A 10,884-nucleotide genomic window follows, 5' to 3' on the forward strand; every position below is an offset into this window, starting at 1 on the left:
CAGTTATAGCGCCCCGTTAAAATACTGTATCTGGAGGGAGTGCAGACTGCGGAGGATGCATGGGCATCTGTAAAACGGATACCGTTTTCACACAGTCTGTCTAAATTGGGAGTCTGAAACGGACAATTTTCGTTGTAAGCAGAGATATCTCCATAGCCCATATCATCAGCAAGAATGTAGATCAAGTTTGGACGTTTCTTTGGATTTTTCATTTAGTTCTCTCCTTTTCCGTTTAAAATGCACCTACTCCTTAGCAATTCCATAATTATTTTCTGCGGACCAGCCATTTTCTGCTTTCACTTCCTCCAGTACTTCCTTATAAGAATCATTGACCATTTTCCCAAATTCTTCCGTTGACAGTCCGCCTTCCAGATACTGCTGTCCTGCCCGGTGGAAATAAGTGCGCAGTTTTTCATTAATTCCTGTATAGTAAGCCATGCGTAAAGGTTCTTCCGTAATAATAAATCCACTTAAGCTATCCGGAAGTTTGGTGGTATTTGCCAGGGGGATTCTGCAGATGCCGTCAGCAAATTTTTTCTGGATGTCCGGTGATGACATATACTGAACGAATTTAATCGCTGCTTCTAACCGGGCACTATCCCCTTCCAGGTTTTTATTTATTGCATAAATGATATCCGGCTGTCCGCCCAGAATTACGGATTTGCCCATTGCATATTCGGATGTATCTTTTGTAATAACCGGAACCGGCATAACTTCGTATTTAAAATCATCTCCCACCGCATCCTGAATCTGGCTGAGATTTGTGGAAAGTGCCTGCACCATTGCAACTTCACCCCTCATGAACATATCCAGTGCTGATTTCTGGTCCAGACCATTATAGTCGCTGGTCCAGTACTGAGAAAACTCCTTCATCATATCGAATCCTTTTACCAGCTGGGGACTTGTAAAGTCAATTTTTCCCTCATCAAATCCTTTTGCGATTTCTCCTAACTCAATATAGCCATTGCCGGACTCGTCCAGCTCCTTTACCAGCCCCTCATCCAGCTGACTGGATACAGAGTTGTTAAACCAAAGCCAGGAGAGGTCTCCGATTGTGGCATTTGGGAACCCAAAGGGAATCGTTCCGGAATCTTTGAGTTTTTTACAGGCGTCCATAAATTCCGCCCATGTCTCCGGTTTCTTCACTCCGGCTTTTTCAAAAAGGTCCATGTTACAGAAGATGCGGACAACACTGGTGGATGAGGGATATCCCGGCACCACATTATCCGGAAGTTCCATTCTTTCTAATATGGAATCAGGAAGGGTCTCTCTCCACGGCTTTCCGGGATCGTATGCACTTTCGGTGTCGTAGAGATCCTTAAAATTATACAGCCAGCCGCTGTCATAATCCGAAGTGATATTATACAGAATATCCGTATACACATCCGGTCCTTCTCCTGCGGAGAATTGCGTTGTCAGCCAGGTTCGGTAGTCTCCCGTAGGTATGGACTCGAACTCTACCTGTATGCCGGTCTCATCTGTGAAAGCTTTGATTATATCCTGGGTAAGCTGGTTTGCCTTTTCGTCCGTTCCCAGATCCTGCACAAACTTTAACGTCACATTTTCCCCGCTGTCTGCTTTCTTTTCTCCGTCTCCCGTATCCTCTTTTTTGGATTCTTCCGCCTGGTTTGCCTCACTTCCTGCCTGGGTATCTTTTGCCCCGCCAGTTGCTTTATCGGTTGCTTTGTCACCGCCACCTGCTCCACATCCAGCCAGCATTCCAGCCGCCATTGCCCCGCTTAAGAGAACTGCAATTATTTTTTTCTTCATTTTCATTTCCTCCTTTTATATAAAGTCTGGTCCAATTGGACCGACCCTATTCTCTGCTTTCATTATGTTCAGATCATCGTCTATTGTTTATAATCTCAACAACTGTTTCTTTTTAACACATATATGAATGTATTTATATACTTATCAGCCTTTCACAGATCCCTGCGTCAAGCCTGCTACAAAAGATTTACTGGCAAAGCAGAACAGGATGATCAGCGGCATGGAAGCAATGATATACCCTGAAAATAACACCCCGTTGCCGTCATTTACAGAAGTTACCATTTTTGTCAAAGCAACTGCAATCTGCTGGGTCTTCTCTCCTGTCGCCGCTACCAGGGGCCAAAGATAGTTATTCCAGGCAGATAATCCCGTCATAATCGTCATCGTTGCTATGATAGGCTTTGAAAGTGGTGCTGCCACCTTCATTAAAATTGCCATATCTCCTGCTCCTTCTATCTCGGCCGCTTCAAATAAACTTTTGGGCAATCCTTCCATGGAGCCTCTGGTGAGAAATGTCCCCATGGCAACACTATAGGCGGTAGGCGGTAAGATCAGCCCCCAGTATGTATTATACAATTTCAGTTCCGATATCTGGATAAACTGAGGGATCAGCATTACAAAACCCGGAATCATCAGCATAGCTATAATACCTTATTACAGTACCCTGGTACATTTAAATGTGAATCGGACATACGCATAGGCTGCCTATACGGAAAGTATAATGGTCAGAATTATGACTGCAAAGGTAACCACAAAGGAGTTCATCATTGGCCTTGCCACCTGGGAAAAGGCTTTTTCAAAATTTACGAACCTCCACTGTGCTGCGAGCATAAATGGATTCATAATTATTTCTTTCTGAGGTTTAAATGCATTGATTACTAACAGATAAAACGGTGATAAAGTCAGGAGCAGCAATAACCCAAGTATTACTCTGCCTGAAATTTTCGCAAATATCTTCATACGTCTCTCCTTCTATTCTGATAAGTCTTCGCTCTTTAGGAATTTGTTATTTAAAACAGTCAGAATCATGATGATAATAAATAAGATGATACCAATGGCAGATGAATACCCCATCTTTTTATATGTAAAGCCCTGTTCATATAAATAAACTGCCGGAACCATCGTAGAGGTCACAGGTCCTCCCTTTGTCAGAATATAAATCGATTCAAAAATCTGCAGGGAATTGATGATTGCCAATGTAATCATAAGCTTCAGCTGCCCGGATACTAACGGCAGATCCACTTTAATAAACCGCTGTAAAATATTTGCTCCATCAATTCTGGAAGCTTCAAATACATCCCTGGAGATCGACTGCAATGCTCCGAAATAAATCAGGAACTGCATCCCTCCCAGCATGGACATCCCAAGCCAGGGAAATCCGATTGCAATAATAGAACCAAGTGCCGTCTTCGTGTCTCCAAGCCAGGGGCTTGCCAGATTCGATAGCCCGATGTTATGAAGCAGAATGTTTAAAACTCCGTTATCTCCAGCCAGAATCCATTTCCATAACAGGATGATTACTACCCCCGGGATTACCATAGGAAAGGTAAATGCCGTCCGTATAACATACTGCTTTTTAACAGATTTAACAGCAAACAGCAACTCTGCAGCCAGAAGCGGAATCGACACAACGATCAAAATATATGCGATCATTACTTTCAATACCGTGACCAATGATCCCAAAAACACACTGTCTTTAAACGCAGCAATGTAGTTATCCAGCCCCACAAAAACATTCAGGTTACCGCCGTTCCAATTAAAAAACGACTTTTCAATCGCCATTCCAAAGGGAATGTATTTAAATGTAACCAGAAAAATGTAGATTGGAATCAAAAACAAGTAAGGTTTGATTATTTTAATCCAGTTTCTTTTTTTCTGCACTTTTCTTTCCTCCTTTTGTACATCTTGTACGTTAAAATTATTATATCAGCCTTATTTTTATATATCTTTGTATTATTTTTCTGTATTTGGTGTAATATTTTTATATGAAAGCACAAAAAAAAGGTGTGTATTAAAAATTTACACACCTTTTTGTTCATATCTATTTTTCGTGTCAGCTAATCATTGAAACTTTTCAGCTTACCACAGTAGCTTCTTAATACCATCTTCTCATTTCAGATTCTCTAGTAGCTTCCCATACCACCTTCTCATTTTCGCTAACAATAGCAGCTTTTCATACTATCTTCTCATTTTCGCTAACAATAGCAACTTTTCATACTATCTTCTCATTTTCGCTTTTCAATTCGATTTCCTATATTCATTCACTTTACTATCTTGTCTTTCTGGGTAATAATCACACGGCTGGCAATACCTTCTTCACTTTCAATCCGTATGCCGCAATCCTTGCCATAGAGAAGCTTGATTCTATCATTCACATTGATTAAAGCAATCCCAAACCCTTTATTCTCCGGAGTTCGAATTTCTCTGGAAAAAGAATTCAGAGATTTATTCAACTCTTCCAACTGATCTTTCGCAATTCCCCTTCCATCATCCGAGACAATAATATCCACATAACCCCCTCTTCTGACCACGCTGATATCGATTACACCCTTATGCCCGGGCTTTGGTAGAATTCCATGTACCCATGCATTTTCCACCACTGGCTGTATCAAGAGTTTTACCGTTTCCAGCATCTCATCTTCTTTGGCAGCATGTACTTCCAGCTTTACGCAATGGTCATAACGCTCATTAATGATCGCCAGATAGGATCTCACATGATTCAGTTCTGCTTCTAAAGTAGTTCTGGACTCCTTGCAATTAATGCTATAGCGCATCATGTTGGAAAGATTCTGGGTAAGATTTGCGATGGTATCAATCTCTTCGATCTGAGCGATGCAGTAGATATTATCCAGGGTATTGTATAAAAAGTGAGGATTAATCTGCGCCTGCAAAGCACTGATCTGTGCCTGCTTTTCCCGCACTTCCGACAGATATATCCTGGCTCCCATTTCCTGAATCCGTTTTTTCATATTGTTAAACCGCCTTGCAATATGACCAATCTCATCATTCGAAGTAACTTTAATAAAGGCTTCCGGTTCCTCTTCCATCGTATCCATAAAGTCATTCAAAACCTTAACCGGCATCATCAGACGTTTGGACAAATATACCGAAACCAGTATTCCAAAGACAGCACAGGATATAAAGATCAGATTAATAGTCTGTACAAGATGGTGGACGCTTTCAAACAAAACACTATTAGAATCTACTGTTGTTACCACCCACTTGTATCTCGGTATGTACATACTGGTGATAAAGGATTCTTTATCCGAAATAGTAGTATAATCCTGATCCTTTGCCTTGGCTTCCGGTTTTTCAATCCTTCCTGCAATCTGCTTCGCACTGTCATCTATAATATGCTGGCTGTAAATAACATTTCCCTCATAATCTGTCACTACAATTCCCCGGTCCTGGGAATCCAGCTGCCGGAAAATACTGGAGATCTCCGTAAATTTTACCGAAACCATAATAAACGGAACGAAATCTTCCATTCCTTTAGAGCTTCTGGGTATCCGCTTTAAATAGAGCAGAACTTCGGATTTGCTGAGACCCGCAGGTTTATAATCTTCTTTTAACGGACCATATATAAAATCATTTTTATTCAATGATGCAAACTGTTGATACCATTCCGCTTCTTTCACATCAAAACGGTTTAAGTACATTCCATCTCCTACATAAACATGGTGGTCTTTATCATAGTAAATTAAAACACCATTCACTACATTTCCCAGATTATTGATATAGATGTTGTCTTTTAAATCCATCTCAAAATCGACCTGGCTTTTCAGTGTCTGAAACGTGTAAGGTTCCTCACCGGAAAAGCAGATACTCTCAAATAATTGCTGGTTATTACTATTCGCCACATACTGTGCCACCCGATTAAATATTGCATCCAGATCATAGGTAACTTTCGCCATTGCCTGAGAATTATAGTTTATAATCTGCCGTTTCACAAACTTCGTGTTGAAATAGTTAACCGCCGTAGAGATTCCCACCAGCATTACAAGCAGCAGTATGATATAGCTGGACATGACCTTCCAGTGCATTTTACTCTTTATCTTCTTAAACATGCTCTTCTCCATACAATTCCCTGTTCAGCTTTGTCTTGTATTCTGTGGGACTTTCTCCTGTTACCTTTTTAAAAACCTTAGTAAAATAATGCTGGTCCGGATACCCCACCTGGGCTGCTATATCCCATATTTTCCCCTGGGTTGTCATCATTAATTCTTTCGCACGTTCAACCTTCACCTGCATAATAAAAGCAGTCAGAGAAAGTCCGTTTGTTTTCTTAAAAACCGTGGATAGATATGCCTCACTTAAATGATATTTTAGAGCCAGTCCGGAAAGTGTATATTTTTCACTGCAGTTCTTTCGAACGGTGTCCTCAATATCCCGGATCACATCCTGAATATCTACAGATCTGGCTCCATCTGTTCTGCCTCCTTCTGCTCTGCTTCCTTCTGACGAAGGCAGTCCCCTGTCCGCAGATTCCCTATACCTTTCGCTGGTATTATGCCATTCTGCTGATAATTCCTCCACACACTTATGGATCGTATTATTTAACACCTGCTTGTCCACCGGTTTCAGAAGATAGTCAACCGCCCGGTATGACAGCGCCCGTTTCACATACTCAAACTCATCATATCCCGAAATCATAATAATTCTCGTCCGCTTTTCTATGGCATATATCCGTTCACATAGGGTACATCCATCTTCTGTGGGAAACTTTACATCTGAAATCACAATCTGGGGACGATGCTCTGAAAACAATGCAAGCGCACCTTCAACCGTATCCGCTTCCAGAATCTGTGTCTCCCCCTCTAACCGGCTTTGATCAATCATCTTTATAATCCCCTTACGGATCCAACGCTCGTCATCTGCTACCAGAATTATCATATGTATCTCTCCTTTTAAACAGTATACATTAACTATATCCTGCTTTTTAACGAATGTCTACCGATAACATATAAAATAATCCAGATAGGAAATATTGCACTCCTCCTTAGCCGGTACAAAAAACAGTTTCTGCATAACAGACCTGCGTGCAGCTGCATCGTCCCGTGCCTTCATCAGAACGGAATCAACCCCATAATCCTTATATATATGCAGTAAAATTTCACCCATAAGTTCCCCAAATGCTTCTTCTGTCTCATATTCCGGGAGAATATCAATCCGCAATATACCCATCCACTTATCATCTACGGAATATTTCTTTGAAGGACAGATCTCAATTGTTCCCACCGGCTTTTTCCGCTCTTTATCCACAATGGTTAATCGTACAAAATCGTGCACCTCATACCGGCTCTCCCAGTACTCCATACATTTTAAAAAAGCTTCATAATCCGTATAGTAAAAATCATCGTTACAGCTGTCCCCGTTAAAATGCCGTGCAGCCTCTTTGTTGGAATAGCATAAAAATAAATCCTTACTGTCACTGATTTCCATCTTCCTCAGGATAAAATGTTCCGTCTCATAAGTCGGACATTTTGCAAAAACATCTTTGTTGTGCATATAAAAACCACCCTTTCCTTATTAAATATTCCTTTATGTAACGTTCTATTCTCTGGTTCTTACTCCAAAGTATATCAGAACATTTGTTCGGTGTAAAGACTATTTCTGAAATTTGCAGCATAATTTTTTGCTGTCTTTTTCACAGCGGACAATGTATAATAGAATAAAATAATTGATCAGAAGGGGTTGGATATTGTTATGAAAAAATTAGGAATAATCGGCGGCATGGGACCGGAATCCACGTTGCTGTATTACAAAGAAATAGCGGAACAGTTCCAAAAAAGGGAAACACACGGATTTTTTCCGGAACTAACGATTGAAACGGTAAACATGTATAAAATGTTAGGATACTGTCTGGATGGGGACTATGAAAATCTGGCTGGCTATTTGTCACAGGCTGTACATAATGCAGAATCCGCCGGAGCAGATTTCATTATTCTGGCATCCAATACTCCTCATGTAGTATTTGAAACATTGCAGGCAAAAGCCTCTGTTCCAATGCTCAGTATTGTGGAACCTGTGTTCCATGCAGTCCGGGAACAGAGACTGAAAAAAATTGCCTGGCTTGGTACTGCCTTCACCATGGAGCAAAGCTATTTCAAGAAAATATTTACCGAAAATGATATAACGGTTATCGTACCAACTAAAAAAGAACGTGAATTTATTGATCAGACCATTGCCAGAGAGCTGGAATTTGGCATTGTAAAAGAAGAATCAAAAAAAGAAATAGATCAGATTATCCACCGTATGATTTCAGAAGAAAGCATAGACGGCATTATATTAGGTTGTACGGAATTGCCGCTGATGTATGCAGATACGATCCTTCCGGTTCCCTGTTTTGATACGATGAAATATCATATAAACGGGATTGTAGATTATATGTTAAGAGAATCAAACAGCGATGCCGGCAATTAAGAAGTAATTTTACGCAAAAATATAACCTCTGCAGCTATTGCCCACCACTATTCTATAGCGAAAGTGCAATAGCTAAGAAGTTATATTAAAAGTTTATTATATGCTTATCGTTCTGATGCCAGCTTTTTATTTTCATACATCAATTTGTCTATTTCCCGCAGAGCATCCTGGATATCATTGACTGCCCGGTAATGGGTCATGCCGTAGGCAAAACTAAGTTTCCGCTCACTTAATTCCATCTTTGATTTATCAATTGCATCCTGAATCACAGTTTCATTTTCTTTTTTCGCCACCAGCATAAACTCATCTCCCCCGGTACGGTAGACGGTTGCAATCTTCCTCATATTTTTAATGATGATTTCCGAAAAAAATACTAAGGCCTTGTCTCCTTCTTCATGCCCAAATGTGTCATTAATATATTTAAAATGATTGATATCAATTAAGCATAACATGCAATCCTGTTTGCTCTGGGTTTTGCTGACTGCCAGATTAAACATTTGACGGTTATAGGCTCCGGTTAAGGAATCAATGGCAAAAAAGTTGATATTTTGCGAAATGTAATAAATAATAATACCCAAAGCAGAAAATCCATAATTCAAACAATAGTATCGGTATTTTACTTCCAAAATAATACTTAGGATAATGGTTGCCATGATCGCTGCAATAATGATCTGCTCGGTCTTCTTGCCCTGATCATATTTCTGTGCGGGAAAAAAGATCATCAGCGCCAGATAGAATAGCGTAGTTGCAGCAGGGAGGAAAAATAAGATTCCCCGGTCATAATTGTTATCGGTACCTATATAAAATACGATATTTACAAAGATGCTGAAAAAACAAACGACAGCATTTATAATTAATGGTATATAAAATATCTTTTTAAATTTCTCTTTATAAAAGATTCTCATCAGCAGCATCGGTATGATAGACCCGCATGAGAAATTTAAAAAAGATGTAATTCTCCGCAAATACCAGATGGAAGGCTCTTCCTGCCACCTGAATATATAATCCAATGAGGTGATGACAATCAGACCCAGATTAATAAGGACTGCACTTCTGAATAAACGATTCTGTTTTTTACTAAATAAATAATTAATGTTAATCAGATATAACAGAAACAACAAACCGGTCAGCGGAACGGCATTCGAATATACAAGCGTTCTCATTATGCACCTGCTCTCTGGGCTTCTCATTTGAATTCGCCTCTAAATTACCATATATTGGTCTTCACTATTATATCAAAATATGATATCTCTGTCATCAAGTATTTATTTAAATTGGGTGGCGCTGAGGAAGGACATTTTGTATTCATAAACTGCAGAGAATCAACTCACCGTCTCCCTCCTCATCTTCCACATAGCAATTAAAAAACTGCAGAGGCATAAACCGATAAAAAGGAGAAGCACCGGGAGTATCCTTTCTGCCGGTAAAGATTCTCCTATCATCAACGACCGAATTGCATTTATAACATGCGTAAAGGGATTGATATTTACCAGGATTCTTAGACCGCCTGTAAGATTGTCAGCCGGAAACAGTGCGGAACTCAGGAAGAAAACCGGAAGAACAATAGCCGTCATGATGGTTTCATATATAACTTCATTTGGCAGGCACAGACTGATTGTATATGCCACCCCTGCCAGAAAAAAAGCGGTGAGAAACACGAGAACTGCAATGAGCAGAATTCCAGGAATCCCGTGTTCAAAACGCACTGAAAAAAGGAGGCTGACCACGCATAAGATAAAAGTTTCCAAAAGAGATACGAAGACCGCTTCCATCATTTGTGCCAGTACAATGGAACTGCGCCTTACCGGTGAAATCAGAATGCGGTAAAAGCTGCCGTTATTCTTCATGAGGAAATTCATGATTCCGCCGCTGCTGCAGGATGAAAATGTTACCAGGAACATCACTCCCGGCAGAATAAACGCTGTATAATTCTTTATTCCGGTTCCTTTCATCGTAGAATCGGCAACCACGCTGTATAAAACCAGCCATAGCATAGGCTGAAGTATGGTAATCATAATGGTAAACCGGTTTTTAAATCTCCACTTTACATTTCTCCATAACAGATTCAGCATAATATCCCCTCCTCACTCTTGCGGGAACCATTAAATGAGAGAAAAACATCCTCCAGGCTTGGCTCCGCAATTGCAATTGAGTCGAACAATATATTTTCTTTTATAAGCCATTGGTTTAGCGCTGTAAATGCTTCCCTTTTATTGCTGACACTCAGCGTAATCACATGACCTTTTCTGTCTGAGTCTAAAGCGATACCTGTCCCCATTAACACGGGCAGATAGTCCTTTGCTTCTTTTGAAGTCTGAAAAGTTATACGAATCAGGTTTCGGCACAAATAATTTTTCAGACTGTCAGGTGTGCCCTGAATCAATTCTTTTCCCTCCCTGATTATGCAGATGGAATCACTGAGCTGCTCAGCCTCTTCTAAATAATGGGTCGTGAGAAAAATGGTGGTTCCATATTTTTCCCGGATTGAAAAGAGCATCTTCCACAGTGCATTTCTGGACATTACATCCATCCCTGTGGTAGGCTCATCTAAAAATAAGATTCGTGGATTAGAAATCATATTCATAGCAATATCCAGCCTGCGTCTCACTCCTCCGGAATAGGAGGAAACCGGATATTTTTTGTAACCGGACAATTCAAAGGTTTCTATCAGATCTGCGATTCTCTTTTCGG

General features: G+C 40.3%; 12 protein-coding genes. 1 reads left to right on the top strand and 11 read right to left on the bottom strand.

The window, feature by feature from the left end; all coding sequences use genetic code 11:
* The 8 genes from ACH2DQ_RS03470 to ACH2DQ_RS03505 form a co-directional block, all read right to left on the bottom strand.
* On the bottom strand, positions 1-212 hold a 212-nt coding region (locus tag ACH2DQ_RS03470; RefSeq protein ID WP_395025600.1), incomplete at its 3' end, for a sulfatase-like hydrolase/transferase.
* Between the two features lie 31 nt (positions 213-243).
* Entirely contained in the window at positions 244-1,770 is a 1,527-nt protein-coding gene (locus ACH2DQ_RS03475; protein WP_394914510.1) for an ABC transporter substrate-binding protein, read from the bottom strand.
* 144 nt (positions 1,771-1,914) lie between these two features.
* Positions 1,915-2,409 carry a carbohydrate ABC transporter permease gene (locus tag ACH2DQ_RS03480; RefSeq protein ID WP_395025602.1) on the bottom strand — a complete coding sequence of 165 codons (495 nt, stop codon included), beginning with the start codon at positions 2,407-2,409 and terminating at the stop codon, positions 1,915-1,917.
* Positions 2,410-2,475: 66 nt separating this feature from the next.
* Positions 2,476-2,730: a hypothetical protein gene (locus ACH2DQ_RS03485; RefSeq protein ID WP_395025604.1), complete on the bottom strand. Its 255-nt coding sequence runs from the start codon at positions 2,728-2,730 to the stop codon at positions 2,476-2,478.
* A gap of 12 nt (positions 2,731-2,742) precedes the next feature.
* Positions 2,743-3,651, bottom strand: coding sequence for a carbohydrate ABC transporter permease (locus ACH2DQ_RS03490; RefSeq protein ID WP_394914508.1), 909 nt, complete (start codon positions 3,649-3,651; stop codon positions 2,743-2,745).
* A gap of 380 nt (positions 3,652-4,031) precedes the next feature.
* Positions 4,032-5,837, bottom strand: a complete 1,806-nt coding sequence (locus tag ACH2DQ_RS03495; protein ID WP_394914507.1) for a sensor histidine kinase — start codon at positions 5,835-5,837, stop codon at positions 4,032-4,034.
* A complete protein-coding gene (locus tag ACH2DQ_RS03500) occupies positions 5,830-6,663 on the bottom strand; it encodes a response regulator (protein ID WP_394914506.1) in 834 nt (277 codons plus the stop codon). The genes ACH2DQ_RS03495 and ACH2DQ_RS03500 overlap by 8 nt, the downstream gene beginning before the upstream one ends.
* Before the next feature lie 57 nt (positions 6,664-6,720).
* Positions 6,721-7,278, bottom strand: coding sequence for a GNAT family N-acetyltransferase (locus ACH2DQ_RS03505; RefSeq protein WP_394914505.1), 558 nt, complete (start codon positions 7,276-7,278; stop codon positions 6,721-6,723).
* A 198-nt stretch (positions 7,279-7,476) separates the two neighbouring features.
* Between ACH2DQ_RS03505 and ACH2DQ_RS03510 the strand changes: the two genes are divergently transcribed.
* Positions 7,477-8,193, top strand: coding sequence for an aspartate/glutamate racemase family protein (locus tag ACH2DQ_RS03510; protein WP_394914504.1), 717 nt, complete (start codon positions 7,477-7,479; stop codon positions 8,191-8,193).
* A gap of 104 nt (positions 8,194-8,297) precedes the next feature.
* On the opposite strand, the gene ACH2DQ_RS03515 is transcribed toward ACH2DQ_RS03510, so the two are convergent.
* The 3 genes from ACH2DQ_RS03515 to ACH2DQ_RS03525 all read right to left on the bottom strand — a co-directional run.
* Entirely contained in the window at positions 8,298-9,356 is a 1,059-nt protein-coding gene (locus ACH2DQ_RS03515; protein WP_394914503.1) for a GGDEF domain-containing protein, read from the bottom strand.
* Between the two features lie 159 nt (positions 9,357-9,515).
* Positions 9,516-10,265, bottom strand: a complete 750-nt coding sequence (locus ACH2DQ_RS03520) for an ABC transporter permease (protein WP_394914502.1) — start codon at positions 10,263-10,265, stop codon at positions 9,516-9,518.
* The coding region (locus ACH2DQ_RS03525; protein WP_395025609.1) for an ATP-binding cassette domain-containing protein at positions 10,259-10,884 on the bottom strand (626 nt) is incomplete at its 5' end. The genes ACH2DQ_RS03520 and ACH2DQ_RS03525, both read right to left, overlap by 7 nt.

It is taken from the genome of Robinsoniella sp., assembly GCF_034124845.1.

Bases quoted from the DNA above. Each gene is read 5' to 3' on its own strand.
- ACH2DQ_RS03510 (WP_394914504.1), top strand. From the start codon at position 7,477: ATGAAAAAATTAGGAATAATCGGCGGCATGGGACCGGAATCCACGTTG.
- ACH2DQ_RS03485 (WP_395025604.1), bottom strand. From the start codon at position 2,730: ATGAAGATATTTGCGAAAATTTCAGGCAGAGTAATACTTGGGTTATTG.
- ACH2DQ_RS03515 (WP_394914503.1), bottom strand. From the start codon at position 9,356: ATGAGAACGCTTGTATATTCGAATGCCGTTCCGCTGACCGGTTTGTTG.
- ACH2DQ_RS03500 (WP_394914506.1), bottom strand. From the start codon at position 6,663: ATGATAATTCTGGTAGCAGATGACGAGCGTTGGATCCGTAAGGGGATT.
- ACH2DQ_RS03520 (WP_394914502.1), bottom strand. From the start codon at position 10,265: ATGCTGAATCTGTTATGGAGAAATGTAAAGTGGAGATTTAAAAACCGG.
- ACH2DQ_RS03480 (WP_395025602.1), bottom strand. From the start codon at position 2,409: ATGCTGATGATTCCGGGTTTTGTAATGCTGATCCCTCAGTTTATCCAG.
- ACH2DQ_RS03495 (WP_394914507.1), bottom strand. From the start codon at position 5,837: ATGTTTAAGAAGATAAAGAGTAAAATGCACTGGAAGGTCATGTCCAGC.
- ACH2DQ_RS03505 (WP_394914505.1), bottom strand. From the start codon at position 7,278: ATGCACAACAAAGATGTTTTTGCAAAATGTCCGACTTATGAGACGGAA.
- ACH2DQ_RS03475 (WP_394914510.1), bottom strand. From the start codon at position 1,770: ATGAAGAAAAAAATAATTGCAGTTCTCTTAAGCGGGGCAATGGCGGCT.